Here is a 16,354-nt window from a genome sequence, read left to right as displayed (position 1 = left end):
AGGTGCTATCCCTCAAATTAATGAGGAATAGCACCTTTCTATATAACGTTAGTATACTTCAGTTGTAGCTCTAATCACAACATGTTAATGGAATGCCTCAAACATTACAGCTACTTTCGTACCGTCACTTGTAATGGATATGATCTCGTTTCCCCTGAAGAATTCCGAAGTACAGCTTCATACTCGTAGCTTCCAGGTGACCTACCTGAGATGGCGGTAACAGCAGACTGTGCATTAGGTGTAAGAGTTTGGAGCGCTTGTGTATCAATCAGTACACCATTCTCATACAACTCGTATTGCGTAGCATTGGTTCCCCACCATAGATTCATCGTGACATTATAGTTACCATCACCGTCCCAGTTGTCATTCGACAGAACAGCTTGCCCTGGGGCAGCATCTGTAACGACAACTGTCAGGGGAACACTCATGGTCGTCCCCAGTGAATTGATCAATTCCCCAGTATAAATATAAGTGCCATTTTTCTTCCCAGTAATGTCTACTTTAACAGACTGAGCAGATGGCGATTGATCAACCAGTGAAATTTCTTTAATCAACTCACCATTCTCATACAATTTGAAGTGGTTACCATTATTGCCCCACCACAGATTCATGGTGACCGTGTAGTCTCCATCCTTGAGTCCTGTGTCATAGCCATTATTGTCAGACAACACTGGAATTCCAGGAGCCCCGTTCGCTAGTGGGGTTGCCTGATGGAGCCATTCCTCCCACTTAAGCAGCACATTGGCCTGTTCATCCGTAAACACGGTTCCTCGAGCTGCTTGAACATCATTGCCGTAGGATGCGAGCAGTTGACGTGCTTTTGCCCCGTCACGATCATTTGCTGCCTGTTGCGCTTGTTGTAACGTGTTCACAAGCTGATTAGCAAGAACGCTTGAATTCGGATCGCTCGATTCATCAGCAAAGGAGTTAGTCAGATTAATCAAGCTGTCGAATGTAGCAATTACCGCAAAGCTATATTCTACTGTCTGTTCCCAACCCGCTATATCGGAGACGGTTGCTGTGACCTGGTTCAGGCCGGGTTCCAATGTGTACGCTGGAGTGTCCAGAAGCACACCCTCCGGCTCTGTCACACCGGATACCGCGTCAGAGGCTGTATAGCCAATTTCCACGTGCTGATCAATCGTGTACTCCGTTTGGCCATGAATTTCGATGGTTGGAGGAACGAGATCAATCGATACGGTCAAAGACTGCTCACTTTCCTTGTTACCGTCCACATCGACGCTCCAGTATGTGATCGTGTGTGTACCTTCTTCAGTTAAAGTCAACTGTGTACCACTCACTGTCTCGCCACCGTTAATTTGATAATAAGTCCCTTCGACCTCGGAATCTTCGTCAATTGTTGTAAAGGTTACTTGTACTGGAGAAGTATACCACCCGTCATGTTCATCCCCTTCCACGGTTACCGTGGTTTGTGGGGCTTCCTGATCTGGATTTTCTCCTTCCAACTTAACGTGAGCTGATAGCGGTATATTCAATTCCTTCACAAGACCTGCCACAAGTTCAGATACTTTGACTGCACCGTTCATCTGCAAATGTGTATTGTCTTCCGTTGTGCCTACCCACATAAATATTGATTTCGTTCCTTCTGTGCCAAGCTCTTGGAAATACTCCCAGCTAGCTTGGTTCAGATCAATAATAAGTGTTTCTGTCTCCTGTGCCGTTTCCTTCATCGCCTGTACGTATTCCGGGAAGCTCTTATTCAGCACCTCTCCAGTAAAATCACGACGGTTGACTGGCGTGACCAGAACCGGAATCGCCCCTCTTTGCAGAGCACCGTTAATGTATTCTTTCAGATATACTTTAAACTGCTCTGGGGTAAGATAACGCTCTGGACGGGACGGTGTGGAATCATTATGAGACCACTGCATGAACAGATAATCCCCTTCATTGATGTCGAGCAAAATATCGTTAAGGTATCCACCGACCAGGAAGGTTTTGCTGCTCAATCCCCCAACTGCACGGTTATCAATGTTGACTTCATTCTGATCAAAATATTGACCCAATGTCTCGCCCCAACCTGCTTGCGGACGATAGCTCTCCGCGTAATTGGCAACGGTAGAATCACTAGCAAGATAAACAATAGGCTTATCGCTTGCATTGTTATCCGGTAGACGCTCCAAGGTCAACGCATTGATTTTTGGTGCATTTCCAGTGAAGTTGAAGTTAAAGATTCCATCGATGAGCGCAATATCATAGGTTACTTCTTTGAACTCGCCCTTAGCAATCGTTGTGAGCGGCAGTTTCGTCATCTGCTCTACAACGACATTCGCGCTAGTCGATTCTTCTGCATCTCCTATGGTCATCGTTACACGATAATTAGCTGGCTCCATTTCCACAAGGAAAGAAGTGCCGTTTACCCGAGTAAAGTCCTCTTTGAGCGCATCCCCAGTTTCCCTGTTCTCATCTTTGGTCAGCGCAGTATCAGCAAAACCGTATTTATTGCCTTCAATGTACGCTCTCTTGGCATCTACCTTGATGTATCCTTCGGCAGCACTGCCAGAACCAAAGTCGAGTTTGTATTCGCTAATCTCTTCGCCCGGTTCACTCGTCAATGAATCCTTCGCAACCGTTAACATGTTAAACGTATGGTCAATTTGAGCTTGGGTTGCTTCTGTATTAAAGATAACTTCCGCAGCTGCCAAAGCCCGATTGACCACGGCTTGTGATTCTTCTGTATATGCCGACAGATCAAGCGCCTTAACTTCATCGTACAGCTCAACCAAGGCTGTCTGATCGCCGCCCTCTGAATCAAGCTGAGTTCCTTCAATTCGCACGTTATCAATCTGAGTAGTCCAGTTCAGCGTACCTCCGCCACCTTTTCTCGTACCAAGGAACCGAATAGCTCTGACGTTATCTGCATAAGCGATAGAACTCATTGGGATATCTTGAATCGTCTGTGTGATGGTCGGATCCGCCTGATTCGTTAATGTTAGATCCAATGTTTTCTCGGCAAAATTAACGGATGCATCCACATTGACCCATTGGTTCTTGGAGATCTCTGTAGCTGTTCCCCCTTCAGGTATGGCTGTATCACCTGTGCCGTAGTCCGGGTTATATGCACCGACAAAATAATGAATTTTCGTGCTTCCGGTTTTTGTAAACAACGTGAATAGAGCATTTTCGTTCGAATCTTGAACCGTGAGGTGACCTTCAGACGGATAGGCACTCACATTACCGGATTGCCAGTCAAAGTTCACGTCCACTTTATCGCCATTTACGGCATCGAACAGACGGAACACTTTCGCCCGATGGCCTGATCCAGAACCTGTGACCGACAGTACCTTATTTCCTGACTGTTCAACCACCGTGCCCGCCATAGTTCCCGCAATACCAGTTGCGTTCACCATCGCATACTGATAGTCCGCTGCCGCGCCTTCAAAATCCTCTTCATAGAGCTGGATTTCCGGCTCAGGCTCGGGTTCAGCAATATCCGGATCAATGACCAGGGAAGAAATGCTAAGCTCCATGTCTTTCACCGCGCCGGCAACCAATCCAGCAATTCTCTGCGCACCATAACTGCTGAAATGGGTGTTATCGTTGATCCCATTTGGGTATTTCGGATATTCGCCTGGATTAGCATATAGGAATACTTTTTCCGTAGCTGTATTACCAATTTTGTTGAAGTACGCAATGCTTAATTTGCTGAGATCAATCAGCGGCACATTCAGCTCCTGCGCCACTTCTTTGGCTGCTTGCACATATGCCGGGAAGCTGACGTTGAACTCCTGAGTTAACGTATTAAAATCTCTGCGTCCAACCGGAGTGAGCAGTACCGGTGTAGCGCCGCGTTGTTTCGCACCGTTCACATAACGGGATAAATAGACTTTATAGTCCTCTGGTGATGCATACCGATCTGGTATACCTGCACTAGCATCATTATGACCAAAGGAAATAAAGAAGAAATCCCCTGGCTTAATGCGCTGCAGAATCGTATCTAAACGACCGTCTACCATGAACGATTTACTGCTTCGTCCACCGATTGCATCGTTCACAATCACTGCCCCATTAGAGAAATAACGTCCGAACTGTTGACCCCATCCTTCTTGCGGAGCTTGCATTTCACTATAAGATTGCATCGTTGAATCACCGGCCATATAGATCGTCGTTGCTGTACCGGCCTCTTTATCTGGATATTTCTCAATAATGATGTCTTGGATATCTATGGCTGTACCTGTAAAGAGAAAATCAAGCTGCCCATCCACTAAGGCAATATCATATGAATACTCCAGCGGTTCTCCTGCATTCACATTGGTTACAGCGAGCTTCTGGACAAATTCAGATTTGACCCCAACGTTCGAGTTTTGCGCATCGCTACCCAATCGCAGCGTTACCTTATAGTTCGCATTCGGCAGATCAACGGCAAATGTCGTGCCTGCCGCGACCGATACCTCGTTTACCCCTACGTTAACACCGCTCGTATCCGTAAATCCATACCCTGTCTCTTGTGAGTATGGCGTATCTTGAATGCCCGTACTTTCAGAAGCTGTGTCTGTTCCAAAATCAAAACGGTATACAGACTCCAGCATTTCCGCTCCACGAGTCAATGTCAGATCAGCTTTAGGAAATGAAGTTGACTCTGCACCAAGATAAAAGCCAGTATGTGGCGGCTGGTTATAGGCTACATTTTGCCATGCTACGCCCAGACGATATACAGGGTCTTGCATCAATGTAGGGATGCGATACTCTGTAGGAATCGTTGTTGTATAGAGACGATATTCTGAACTATCTTCACTCCGCAGCAGAATTTCCTCACGCCAGTCTCCCAGAATATCCGCCTGAAGCGCAGGATTTCCTTTGGTATGGTTGTTCGTTAATGTACCGGTCGCCCGGAAGATTTCATCGAGCTTTTTATTTTCGTAATCCCATTTATAAATGAGCGGAATTCCTCTAGCTGTACTGTTATCCCACTCATGATCAAACAGTTCACGCTGAAGATCTCCATCCCACCAGATGGCAAAGTTTGCGGTTTTGGGTCCCTCTTCAACGGTGTAGATAGGCTCTCCGGCAGCCGAGTAAGTACTGGTTACAGGCACACTTTGTCCGTTAGTAATCGTTGTTGCCCATGATTCATATCCCGGATGGTTCGGATCAATGTCTGCAGACATCCCACGACCTGTGTCAAAACCTGTTTTCTCTCCCCAGAGAATTTCACCTGTAGCAGCATCGCGCATCTCAAGTCCGTATGCAGCATTGGAATGCTCGTGCACACTTACGACCTGATGACCCGCACGGTTCGGATCAAGCTTGCCCGCGTGCATGGCGTCGCCGTGACCAAGTCCAGTGCTATACAGCAAGCTGCCATCATCGTCTATCGCTAAGGCGCCGAACATGATTTCGTCCTTGCCGTCATTATCGGCATCCAGCACACTAAGATTATGGTTACCTTGTGCCTGATACTGTGATCCAGCTTCGTTGGTGTCAAATCTCCAGCGCTTAACGAGTTCGCCGCCAACATAGTCATACGCAACGAGCACCGTGCGAGTATAATACCCCCGACTCATGACAACACTGGGCTTCGTACCATCCAGATAAGCAATAGCCCCAAGGAAACGGTCTACACGGTTACCGTAACCATCGCCCCAATCGTTGACATTGCCTCTTGGAGGATCATAATCCACGGTGGATACGGCAGCTCCGGTCTCACCGTTAAATAGCGTGAGATATTCTGGGCCAGTCAATATGTATCCGCCTTCATTACGGTGATCTTTCGATCCATCGCCAATGACCTTGCCCTGTCCGTCTATCGTGCCGTCTGCAGTCTTTACAACTACTTCGGCTTTTCCATCGCCATCCAGGTCGTACACCATTAATTGCGTATAATGCGCTCCGGCGCGGATGTTGACTCCAAGGTCAATCCTCCACAGCTTCGTGCCGTCTAATTTGATCGCATCAATATACACATTGCCGGTATAGCCTGCATGTGAGTTGTCCTTGGAATTGCTTGGACTCCACAGGAAGACAATCTCATATTCACCGTCACCGTCCAAGTCTGCTACGGAAGCATCTCCCGCATAATAGGAATAGGTTCCACCATCCTTGGTTCGTCCGTCGGCCGGTTTATCGAGTGGAATAGGTAGATATTCGTTATGCCAGACCGATACAACTTCCGGCTCCATTTGTTCCTTGCCCGCAATAATAGTAGAAATCTGATACTGTGAGCTGTCGAAGCCAGTTGTGTCCACATAGTTTGTCACGTCGCTTATAGGCGACGCGTTTACTTTGGTTCCGTTTTTATATATATTGAAAGCGATCTCATCAGGATCATTGTTCAAATACCTCCAACTTAAGAAAACACCGTTGTCTGTGAGAACCGCAACCAAACCACGATTCAGATATTCCCCTTGGCGGCCCGTCTTGATGTCGGACGTCTCTGCACGTGCCGGAGCGGGAGGTACAGCCAATGAAATAACCATAAGGAATGCTAGAAAAGATACAAACATCGATTTCTGGATGGAAACAGTTCTTCGGTTCATCGGATTAGCTCCTCCTTTATCCAAAAATTCATTTTAAGAAATCTACCCTACTTGTTGTACAATGAACACTAACTACAGTCACCATCCTTTCATATGTTACCGCTTACATTTATCTTACAGGTCTAAAAAAAGACAGACAATCTAAAAAATGTGACGTATTATATAACATAATTGACTTTTTTAGGTAGGGGTGCAGGTATGAATCATACGGTCTCTTATGCTTTTCGTAATGACGATACATCAATCATGACACTGGACTCTATTGGATGGCAGATCGTCTCAAGTGAGGAATATCGTTGTCCAAGTGATGACAGACCGGATCCGGGGCATGTTGTTTTTCAATACACCCTGAATGGCCAGGGTTATCTGGATATTGACAATCAAACACTTCCTTTACCTAAGGGGCACGCACTACTCGTCAAAATTAGCGGAGAACATTGCTATTACTATAAGCAAGAAAATAACGAACCATGGGAATTTATTTGGATTAACATTCGCGGAGATGAAGCCAATCGAATATGGGATATGATTCATGATAATGAGGGGCATGTCATTTTGCGAAACGCGGATTCTTCCTTAATTCAAGAATTGTGGCAGATCATCCATTTGATTCATCAAGAGAAAGTAACCGACAAGTATCGCCTGTCCATGCAAGTCTATCAGTGGTTGCTTCTCTTAGTGCAGACGAGTCGGGATGCGGAGAGGGATATCGGTGTCCTATCCATAACAACAATCGAGAAATGCAAAAAGTTCATTCGAGAGAACTATGCTTCCCCCTTGACGCTGGATCTACTGGCAAGCCACTGTGATATCAATAAACACTACTTATGCAGATTATTTCAGAAATCGGAGAAAACATCACCGCTAGCTTATCTCAAGGACAGACGGATTGAGGTTGCCGTCCGACTTCTCCGCACAACAGAAATTCCGATTGCTCAAATCGGTCAACAATGCGGCTTCGAGAGCCCCAGCTATTTCGGCAAAGTCTTTCGGCAATATATGTCCATGTCGCCCAAAGAATATCGGTTGAATAAGTTAACATTTCCTTACGAAGCGATCTACTATGAATAGATCATCTCTGCTTTTGCTTAAGGCTCACAGGTATCGAGACGTTCAATGTCGTAGTTTCAAAACGCTATGGAATTGTAGATTTGGTTTATACGATTCTCAAGAGATTCAAACTGTACGAATCTATCTTCTCGGAACAATTCTTTTTGCTCATAGAACATGATGAATGTCGGGACTGAAAAAATTAAAAAACGCCCCGCAACTTCTGTAACTTGCTTTGCATCCACTTGTATTAATTGAATATGAGGATAGTTTGTCAAAAGCTTCATTAATTTGGGGAGAATCGCGTGACAGACAGAACATTCTTCTTGTGAAACATACAGTAATATGAGTGAACTATTTTGAATCAATGTATCGATTTCTTCGATAGAGTTTAGTATTTGATGTTTGATATCATTCAAGTCCTTTCATGTTAGCCTTCGTACTGGAAACGATCTAGAAATCGCCTAACGATGAGATTAGTTGATTTACTCTCACGCATAACCCAGCCAATGGAAATGACACGTTGCATTCCTTCAATTTTGAGGATGGTAAAGTCATGATGCAGTACACTACGATCGTGAGTGAATGAATATTCATGACCGATCGTCACCGCATTCAACTGAGCAAGAGCCGCATTGACCACTTCTGAGTTTTTTGTCCGAAACAAGACATCCACCTCTCCCACCGCTTGAGAAAGCTGTGTTACAAATTGATCTACCAATTCATCATTAAACAAGACAAGCGTTTCATGTTTCAACTCATGCATAGTTATTGACTTTTTACCGGCTAGGCGATTCGTGTGATTCACACATGCGTGCATCACTCCTTCATCAATGGGGACAAAATGCAGTCCCTGCAAATGGTTTTCCATATCATCTGTATATAAAGCGATTAAACCAAGATCGATCTCTTTGTTACGGACATCTTTGATAATACTACGAGCTGAACTTTCAGATAACTCAAATTTCAGATCGGGATAGCGCTTTTTCATACTTGCAATGGTAGGAATAATGCCAGGAACACCTCCCGGTATAGCAGATAATCGCAATTCCCCCTGAATCGATTCCCCAATATACTGCGCATCTTCCTTCATCATTTGCACCGTATCCACAACGGATCTCATTTTATCCAGAATAGACTTGCCATGTTCTAACAGATAAGCTCCATTACGAGATCGATTAAATAGCTTCACGCCCAATTCATGCTCCAAACGAGTAATGGCTTGACTGATCGTAGATTGCGTAACAGATAAGTTTTCTGCAGCGATGGTAATCGATTTTGTCTTCTCAACTTCGAGTACATACATCATTTGTTCCAAATTCATCGTTAGCCTCAGCTCTCATTACATTAATTTTATTTAAGTTGTGTAAACTTTTCTTAAATATACATGAATAAAAAAGTTAAGTATACTTTAAATTGAAGATGAATGTAAGCGAAATCAAATATTCTACAATCCAAAGGAGTGTAACATATGAACACATATGAGAATCGATTTGCAGGAAAAGTAGCGATTGTAACAGGTGCAGCATCCGGTATCGGTTATGCGATTGCAAGAAGACTTGTCGAGGAAGGAGCTTCTGTTCTCGCTGCCGATCTGAATACGGAACGTTTGGCAACCATTCAAGGTGAACTAGGAGAACGGTTTGTCGGAGTAAAAGCCAATGTAACCATTGAAAGTGATGTAGAAGAAATGGTTCATGCGGCTGTTAAACAATTTGGGAAACTTGATCTAGCCTTCAATGTGGCGGGTGCTTCCCGCGCTGGCGTAATTACGGAACTTTCAGAAAAAGACTGGGACTTTACTGTGGATTTATGTATGAAGGGTGTCTTTCTAAGCATGAAACACGAAGCCATTGAGATGGCTAAACATGGCGGCGGAGCTATTGTAAACGTTGCTTCCCTCAACTCTCATGTACCTATGTATGCTGGATCGGCGTATGCCTCTGCCAAAGCTGGCGTTGAAATGCTCACCAAGAACGGGGCTCTCGAAATGGCACGTAATGGTATTCGCGTGAATGCCATCCTACCAGGTCTCATTGATACGCCATTAACCGCCGACCTTCTCTCCAATGCAGATATTAATGAGGCTTATATGGAGCGAATCCCAATGAAACGTGCAGCACAACCGGAAGAAATGACTGGACCTGCCCTGTTCCTTGCTAGTGATGATGCAGGATATGTATCTGGTTCAAGCTTGATCGTGGATGGAGCTTGGGCTACAACAGGTTATCCAGACCTTAGCCGTTGGTTCTAAACTAGCACACTCTCCTATTGAACATATTTATATCTAGTAAAAAGTCTACGGGACCGAGCTTGACTCTATTCCGTAGACTTTTTCTTTAATTAAGTTGAGACGACCGCCGGCAGAAGATGCCGACAGTCGTTGTCTTATTGCGTAGTATGCTTCTCATCATATTCGCTTGATATTTCTTTGAGCGATCTGATTTTACCATGAGGGTGCTGTTCTTGCTTTCGTGACTTCCAAGCAGCTTCCTGCCTTTTCTTCTGGCGAGCCATAAAAGATCTCCTCCTCTGGAAATGAGAAATGATACTACCTCTTTAGGATGTCGATGTTAAGCTACTTTCATTCATCCTTAACTCTTATTGAGCAGTGTATCCACCGTCTACGATCAGACTGTTGCCTGTCATATAGGAAGAATCGTCACTCGCCAGGAACAGAACAGCTTTTGCCATTTCTTCTGCTTGACCAAGACGTTTCATTGGTGTTGCTGCAGAAAGAGCCTGTTTGCTCTCTTCAGGAATAATCGGTGTATCGATAAAACCTGGGCATAATGAGTTAACACGAATGTTATTTTCTGCATATTCCAGTGCAAGCGAACGAGTCAAATTCACGACACCGCCTTTGGCTGCATTGTAAGCTGCAGAACCGGGTGAACCAACCCATCCATACATGGAAGCCGTGTTAACGATCGTGCCTCCACCAATTTTCAGCATTTCGCGAATGGATTCACGTGCAACCAAGAATACGCCGTCCAAGTCTACATTGACTGTATTGCGCCATTCTGCATAATCCAGTTCATGTGAAGGATGCACACGTCCGATCCCTGCATTGTTGAACACGATATCCACTCGACCATAAGCCTCAACGGTTTTTTTGAAGATTTCAGCAACTTCTTGTTCACTTGTGATGTTGGCTTTAATGAAAAGTGCATCTGCTTTAAGCGCTTTCAGCTCCTGCTCGAACGCCTTTCCTTTTTCTTCATTCAAATCTACCAAGACCACTTTGGCTCCCTCAGAAACGAATAGACGTGCTGTCGCTGCGCCAATTCCGGATGCTCCGCCTGTAATGACCGCTACTTTATCTTGAAGTTTGCCCATGAATAATTCCTCCAGTATAATATAAATATTTTGAATAGCAGCTATATAAATAGTGCTATATGATGTTTACAAAACTAATTGTATGCTTAAAATTGTAACAATCCAATCATTAAGATAAGACCAAATGTCTACCTCATAGACACTTTTCTAAACAATGTCGATTTTTATAGGAGATTTATTGAATGAATGATGAACTTATTGTGACATCTCAACATCGTAATCGTACCAAAGAACACCTCAAAACAGCCTTAATTCAGCTTATTAAGAAAAAAGGCTTCCACGCTGTGTCGGTGAAGGATATCGTGGAGCAAGCGGGTTACAATCGCAGCACATTTTATTTACACTATCAGGATAAATATATTCTTGGCGAAGATCTATTAAATATGGAACTCAAAGGATTGCGAGGCGCGGTAGGCAAACCCTATTGGAATGGTCAAAAGGTTTTGACAAACAAGCTTACTGCCGAATCTTTTCAGATCGTGGACTATATCTACGAACACCGTGAATTCTTCGAACTAATTCAATACGATGATACGTTGCCCGGTCTACATACAGGATTTCCGCAAACAATACTTAAAATCTATGAGGAACAATTTATCTTTGAGACGATCAACAACTCCCCAGTGAACATGGAGTATTTCAAGTACTATACCGCATACGGTTTCTTTGGACTATTAAACAATTGGATCTTAAGCGGATATCGTGAATCACGCGACACATTTATCCAAAACGTTATTGAACTCACAAGAACGCATATTCACTCTTTTCAGTATGTGGGCGACAAATTTGAGTAAGCTTATCAATTGAAACTTCTCGTTAATATACTTTCCTTAAACGAAAGGTAAAATATGATTCAGATTGAACACATCGTCATTCCAAAAAAAACAAGCTACCTGTAGGCGGCTTGTTTAGATTTATTTAAAGTTACTATTACATTTCATGCTGAATGAACCCACAGGTTCAGATTAACTTACTTTGACTCATGACTAGTGCTGTTATTACTATTACGTTATACGACACCAAGCAACATCTAAAAATCACCATACATCGCTACATCTAGCTCCACCGTACCGCCAGACCACGCTTTTAGTGAAGTCCACTCTGCCTCTCCTTGCCAGAAATCGGCCTCAGTGGAGAGCCCCAAGGCTAGAAATACGGTCGTACACAGGTATAAACTGCCTGTCGAAATATAGGCTTCCCCGATTGCTGGTTGACTCCCGGCAAACCCAATACGAAGCCAACCATGCTCATCAAAAGTACCTGGCATCTCAATCTGTCTCTTCATTACGGCTGTAAGTGCACAACGAACCTGTGCTGGCAACAACTTCTCCGGCAGTTCTTCCCTAAGCGCCATCAACGATAGATGCTGAAATGCCCCGAACCGATATGCGAGTGATCGTCCAAGAGGTGGGTAGGCTCCTTCCGGGGAGATCATTCGTTCCAAAACAGCCGCATAACGCTCTGCTCTTTCTAACACGTTAACTCGAAGTGCAGCCCAATCTTCAAACTGATCGCCTACTGCATCTAGAATATCGACGAGCATAGGTTGGATGACAAAGCTATTGTAATAGTCCCAATGAAATGCAGGCCCGTCCCCATATGCTCCGTCTCCTTTATACCATTGCTCATGCTGTCTTAATGCATAATCGACACGCATGCGATCCCACTGTTCTACACCCATTCGAAATAATGCAGCTTCAATCATGGCACTAAACAGGAGCCAATTGCTAAAGACCGGACGAATCTTTCGTGTAGCCACCAACGCCGTGATTAAATTCTTTTTTACTTCTTCGTCAAGCAGTGCATACAGTTCGTTTGGAGCACGGAGAACTGCATTGGCCAGAAAGGCTGCATCGACGACAGGTTGACCACCTTTTGTAAAATTCATATAGTCCGGTGAAGCTGGATCAGTTGCAGCCTCAATTGCTTGTCTAGCCATCATAGCCATTTGTGATCGAACTTCACCTTCATCACCAGAACGAGACCCCTGTTCAAGCCATGGTGCAATCCCCGCTAAGGTACGTCCTAACGCTTCCAAATATGTATAATCAGATCGGTCGCCCGCACTTGCTTCAACAGGCATCTCTACAGCCAATTGCCGGTGGGATAAAGAACGTAAAACAGGCTGTGCAATCTGAACTAACGTGTCCACCCAATATTTTCTGTCGTCCCTCATGATGCATCGCTCCTTAGCTAGGCTCGTATTTTAGATCAAGTATAGATCGTTGTATCCTCTCCTTCAATAAACTATAATGATCAAAAACTGACCTATCGTGCTAGGAGTGTATACAGATGTTGAAATTAATTTCGTGCGGATTTCATACCATTCACCACGAGGGGATTATCCGGAATCGCCCGAATGGATCAGGTCATTACACATTTGTATTCTTCAATAGCAGTGCAGTAGTGACGCTACGTGAGCAAGCGATGATTGTAGAAAAAAATACATTTATCCTGTTTGGCCCAGAGACGCCTCATGCGTACCGCGAAATGGAGAATCCTTTTATCAATGACTGGTTTCATTGTTATGGTACGAGCATGACTCATTTTCTTATGGAATTGAATTTTCCGCTGGATACTCCGATCGAAGCATCCGATCCGCTGCTCATATCCAGATGTGTTATGGAGCTACAAACGATCAACCGACTTGATGGTTCACTACGTGAGCGTATCATCGATTGCGACCTCCGGTCTTTCTTCATGAAATTGAGTGATCTGCGCGAGCGAACGGCTCCTCATCAACTGAATCGTTATTATATTGGATTTAATGAACTGCGTAACGAACTCTACCGCTCACCTCACCAGAATATCTCTGTGGCGGAGCTTGCTTCCCGATTAAATGTGAGTAAATCTTATTTCCAACGTATCTATAAGCAGTTATTTGGCTGCTCAGTAATGACGGATATGATTAACGGAAGGCTTGAACACGCGAAGTACCTTTTGGATCACAGTGAGATGTCGGTAACCGAAATAGCCAGCTCGTGCGGTTATGAAAATGATACCCATTTCATGCGTCAGTTCAAGAAATTTGTGGGTACCTCCCCAAGGCACTATCGATTTAGACGTGAAACTAGTTATTGATCGGCTCTAAACCAAAAAGGCTAGCCACAAAAAAGGCTAACCTATCAGGTAACAAATGTCCTGTGATATTCCACACATGTTAATCTAATTCGGTCTGATATTGTTCATACCGATGAAGTATTATCTCCGATACTATCGCAGTGGCGCAAAATGGCTGATGGAAGACAGTATTTTTTCCGTTTCCGAGATCATATCAGGTGTAAGCTCAAGCTCCACCGCTTTGAGATTCTCTTCAATCTGCGCCGGTCTGCTAGAGCCAATGATGGCAGAGCTTACCACGCGTTGACGTAGAATCCATGCCAATGCGAATTGGGACAATGTTGCTCCAATTTCATTAGCAAGTTCCGACAGCTGCACAGTACATTGGAGCACGTCCTCACGCAAATAGCTATTGATGACACCATTGGTTTGATTATTCGCAGCCCGTGTACCTTCGGGAATCTGCTGTCCCGGTTTATATTTACCCGTGAGCACACCCTGTGCCAGTGGAGAGAACACGATGAGTCCCAGCCCTTCCTGCTCGCATTGCTCAATCACTCCTTCTCTCTCAATATAGCGTTCAAACATATTGTAGATCGGCTGATTGGAAATTAACGGACGCAAATTCAGACGTTTGCTAATCCCTGATGCTTCTGCAATCTGTGCGGCAGTCCACTCACTGACACCTGCATACAAAATTTTGCCTTGCGCTTGCAGATCATCCAATGCTCGAAGTGTTTCGTCAACAGGAGTTTCGGAATCAAAACGATGACATTGATATAAGTCAATATAATCTGTACCCAGCCGCTTTAAGCTCGCTTCACACTGCTCAACGATGTGTTTGCGGGACAATCCGCGATCATTCGGTCCTGATCCTTGCGGGAAAAACAGTTTTGTAGCAAGCACGTAACTATTGCGTGAATACTGCTTCAACGTACTTCCCATCACCTCTTCGGCGCCCGGATACGAATTCGATGTATCAAAAAAATTAATGCCGAGTTCATACGCTTTATGCATACATGCGCGCGCCGCTTCTTCTGAAGTTGCTGATCCGTATGTCAGCCAGCTCCCCAATCCAATTTCACTAACCTTCAATCCACTTCGACCAAATCTTCTGTATTTCAACTAAATCACTCCTTATAAGAATGGTTGGATTAGAGCCTATTCGTGTAAACGCTCTATTGTACAATCTTAGGATAGTGGTTAAACTTAGGTTTAAGTCAAGACATTCAACCATTTTTTTGAAAGGAAGATTTGCTTGGAATTTACGATTAAACAAGTTGCGGAACGAACCCAATTACCTGCTTCTACTTTGCGTTTCTATGATCGGGCAGGTCTCATGCCTTTATTGAAGAAGACGGAATACGGTACCCGTAAATATTCTGAGATGGATATATGTTGGCTGGAATTAGTACGTTGCCTGAGGGACAGTGGCATGCCACTTGAGGAAATCAAAGCATTTATGCTGCTCTGTCTGGAAGGTTCCGGTACTAGTGAACAGCGGAAGGAAATGTTGGAGACGCATCGGCATAACATTTTGAAACAAATGGACATGTTAAACTGCAGCCTTGGTACCATTGATTACAAGCTAGAGCACTATAATGAGATTGGCATCTTCCATATCGATACCAAATAGTACATAGGATGTTTATTATAAAATAAAAAAACGCACGTGTTAGGTACGAATTGCATCCCTTACCCTAACGAGCATTTGAACATTAGTTGGAGGTGGAAGTAAGATTATGAAAGATATGAGTCGAATTATAGATACATTCTTAATTCGTTTACACGAACGTCTCAAACAATATGAGACAACAGATCCTGAGATCATAGCTGAGTTAAGGCACATTTTGAAATTATGGCCTGAGGTGCCAAGCTCCGGAAAACTCCCAAGTCCACAAGGATCACCTGCCGCTAAATATCTCGATATCGCTTTGAGTCTGGGTGACACGGGGCCTGAGTCAAGTCTGACTGCTGCGATTAGACCTTTGGCTCCCTTCCTCCATTGGACCTTCGGTTATCCACCACATCCGCTACACCCAAACCTAGAGTCACAAGTATCCTTCACACAAATTATTGGACCGGATGATCTAGGAATGGCTGACCACCTGCTGATCGGCCTTACCTTATTAGCTCCTGAAACGCTTTATCCTGCTCATGTGCATCCTGCTGTTGAAGTGTATATCCCCATCGGAGGGGTAGGAATATGGAGTAAAGGTAGTGATCAGCCAATAGCAAAAGCACCAGGTACTATGATTCTTCATCAGAGCGGAGTTGTGCATACCACAGAATCGAAACTTGATCCCGTCTTGGCGCTTTATATCTGGCGAGGTGATCTTATAACATCATCAAAATTCTTAACTGATTGAGAAAATTTATCTGGGTAATGAACTAGAACACTTGGAATGAAC

The 16,354-nt window shown here is 44.3% G+C and carries 13 protein-coding genes; 6 read left to right on the top strand and 7 right to left on the bottom strand.

Annotated elements, in window-relative coordinates:
* Positions 1 to 110: 110 nt before the first annotated feature.
* The gene (locus MH215_RS17430) at positions 111 to 6,494 is read right to left on the bottom strand and encodes a rhamnogalacturonan lyase family protein (protein WP_239291825.1); all 6,384 of its coding nucleotides are present in this window, start codon (positions 6,492 to 6,494) and stop codon (positions 111 to 113) included.
* Between the two features lie 198 nt (positions 6,495 to 6,692).
* Between MH215_RS17430 and MH215_RS17425 the strand changes: the two genes are divergently transcribed.
* Positions 6,693 to 7,565, top strand: coding sequence for an AraC family transcriptional regulator (locus MH215_RS17425; RefSeq protein ID WP_239291818.1), 873 nt, complete (start codon positions 6,693 to 6,695; stop codon positions 7,563 to 7,565).
* Positions 7,566 to 7,621: 56 nt separating this feature from the next.
* Here the strand turns inward: MH215_RS17425 and MH215_RS17420 are convergent, their stop codons facing one another.
* Both MH215_RS17420 and MH215_RS17415 read right to left on the bottom strand, forming a co-directional pair.
* Positions 7,622 to 7,912 (bottom strand): thioredoxin family protein, encoded by a 291-nt coding sequence (locus MH215_RS17420; RefSeq protein ID WP_343224591.1) that lies wholly within the window; start codon positions 7,910 to 7,912, stop codon positions 7,622 to 7,624.
* Between the two features lie 62 nt (positions 7,913 to 7,974).
* Complete coding sequence (locus tag MH215_RS17415; protein WP_239291812.1) at positions 7,975 to 8,868, bottom strand: LysR family transcriptional regulator; 894 nt, start codon at positions 8,866 to 8,868, stop codon at positions 7,975 to 7,977.
* A gap of 147 nt (positions 8,869 to 9,015) precedes the next feature.
* Here MH215_RS17415 and MH215_RS17410 point away from each other — a divergent pair, with 147 nt between their 5' ends.
* Positions 9,016 to 9,798 (top strand): SDR family NAD(P)-dependent oxidoreductase, encoded by a 783-nt coding sequence (locus MH215_RS17410; protein WP_239291807.1) that lies wholly within the window; start codon positions 9,016 to 9,018, stop codon positions 9,796 to 9,798.
* 134 nt (positions 9,799 to 9,932) lie between these two features.
* On the opposite strand, the gene MH215_RS17405 is transcribed toward MH215_RS17410, so the two are convergent.
* Positions 9,933 to 10,061 (bottom strand): DUF6254 family protein, encoded by a 129-nt coding sequence (locus tag MH215_RS17405; protein ID WP_222124443.1) that lies wholly within the window; start codon positions 10,059 to 10,061, stop codon positions 9,933 to 9,935.
* A gap of 84 nt (positions 10,062 to 10,145) precedes the next feature.
* Positions 10,146 to 10,883 carry an SDR family NAD(P)-dependent oxidoreductase gene (locus MH215_RS17400; protein ID WP_239291802.1) on the bottom strand — a complete coding sequence of 246 codons (738 nt, stop codon included), beginning with the start codon at positions 10,881 to 10,883 and terminating at the stop codon, positions 10,146 to 10,148.
* A gap of 182 nt (positions 10,884 to 11,065) precedes the next feature.
* Between MH215_RS17400 and MH215_RS17395 the strand changes: the two genes are divergently transcribed.
* A complete protein-coding gene (locus MH215_RS17395; protein WP_239291801.1) occupies positions 11,066 to 11,677 on the top strand; it encodes a TetR/AcrR family transcriptional regulator in 612 nt (203 codons plus the stop codon).
* 236 nt (positions 11,678 to 11,913) lie between these two features.
* Here the strand turns inward: MH215_RS17395 and MH215_RS17390 are convergent, their stop codons facing one another.
* Positions 11,914 to 13,059: a DUF2264 domain-containing protein gene (locus MH215_RS17390; protein WP_239291796.1), complete on the bottom strand. Its 1,146-nt coding sequence runs from the start codon at positions 13,057 to 13,059 to the stop codon at positions 11,914 to 11,916.
* 116 nt (positions 13,060 to 13,175) lie between these two features.
* Between MH215_RS17390 and MH215_RS17385 the strand changes: the two genes are divergently transcribed.
* The gene (locus MH215_RS17385; protein WP_239291791.1) at positions 13,176 to 13,964 is read left to right on the top strand and encodes a helix-turn-helix transcriptional regulator; all 789 of its coding nucleotides are present in this window, start codon (positions 13,176 to 13,178) and stop codon (positions 13,962 to 13,964) included.
* A gap of 132 nt (positions 13,965 to 14,096) precedes the next feature.
* Here the strand turns inward: MH215_RS17385 and MH215_RS17380 are convergent, their stop codons facing one another.
* Complete coding sequence (locus tag MH215_RS17380) at positions 14,097 to 15,068, bottom strand: aldo/keto reductase family protein (RefSeq protein ID WP_239291790.1); 972 nt, start codon at positions 15,066 to 15,068, stop codon at positions 14,097 to 14,099.
* A 133-nt stretch (positions 15,069 to 15,201) separates the two neighbouring features.
* On the opposite strand from MH215_RS17380, the gene MH215_RS17375 reads away from it, so the two are divergent.
* Entirely contained in the window at positions 15,202 to 15,579 is a 378-nt protein-coding gene (locus tag MH215_RS17375; RefSeq protein WP_239291787.1) for a MerR family transcriptional regulator, read from the top strand.
* A 106-nt stretch (positions 15,580 to 15,685) separates the two neighbouring features.
* Positions 15,686 to 16,312: a dimethylsulfonioproprionate lyase family protein gene (locus MH215_RS17370; RefSeq protein WP_239291786.1), complete on the top strand. Its 627-nt coding sequence runs from the start codon at positions 15,686 to 15,688 to the stop codon at positions 16,310 to 16,312.
* Positions 16,313 to 16,354: the final 42 nt, after the last annotated feature.

This window comes from Paenibacillus sp. ACRSA (assembly GCF_022346845.1).
In the GTDB taxonomy this organism is placed as follows: domain Bacteria; phylum Bacillota; class Bacilli; order Paenibacillales; family Paenibacillaceae; genus Paenibacillus.
The sequence above is the reverse complement of the archived record's forward strand: the minus strand, read 5'-3'. Positions and strand labels throughout refer to the sequence as shown.

Excerpts from the sequence above, each read along its gene's own strand:
- MH215_RS17430 (WP_239291825.1), bottom strand. The coding sequence starts at position 6,494 with ATGAACCGAAGAACTGTTTCCATCCAGAAATCGATGTTTGTATCTTTT.
- MH215_RS17425 (WP_239291818.1), top strand. The coding sequence starts at position 6,693 with ATGAATCATACGGTCTCTTATGCTTTTCGTAATGACGATACATCAATC.
- MH215_RS17415 (WP_239291812.1), bottom strand. The coding sequence starts at position 8,868 with ATGAATTTGGAACAAATGATGTATGTACTCGAAGTTGAGAAGACAAAA.
- MH215_RS17410 (WP_239291807.1), top strand. The coding sequence starts at position 9,016 with ATGAACACATATGAGAATCGATTTGCAGGAAAAGTAGCGATTGTAACA.
- MH215_RS17405 (WP_222124443.1), bottom strand. The coding sequence starts at position 10,061 with ATGGCTCGCCAGAAGAAAAGGCAGGAAGCTGCTTGGAAGTCACGAAAG.
- MH215_RS17400 (WP_239291802.1), bottom strand. The coding sequence starts at position 10,883 with ATGGGCAAACTTCAAGATAAAGTAGCGGTCATTACAGGCGGAGCATCC.
- MH215_RS17395 (WP_239291801.1), top strand. The coding sequence starts at position 11,066 with ATGAATGATGAACTTATTGTGACATCTCAACATCGTAATCGTACCAAA.
- MH215_RS17390 (WP_239291796.1), bottom strand. The coding sequence starts at position 13,059 with ATGAGGGACGACAGAAAATATTGGGTGGACACGTTAGTTCAGATTGCA.
- MH215_RS17385 (WP_239291791.1), top strand. The coding sequence starts at position 13,176 with ATGTTGAAATTAATTTCGTGCGGATTTCATACCATTCACCACGAGGGG.
- MH215_RS17370 (WP_239291786.1), top strand. The coding sequence starts at position 15,686 with ATGAAAGATATGAGTCGAATTATAGATACATTCTTAATTCGTTTACAC.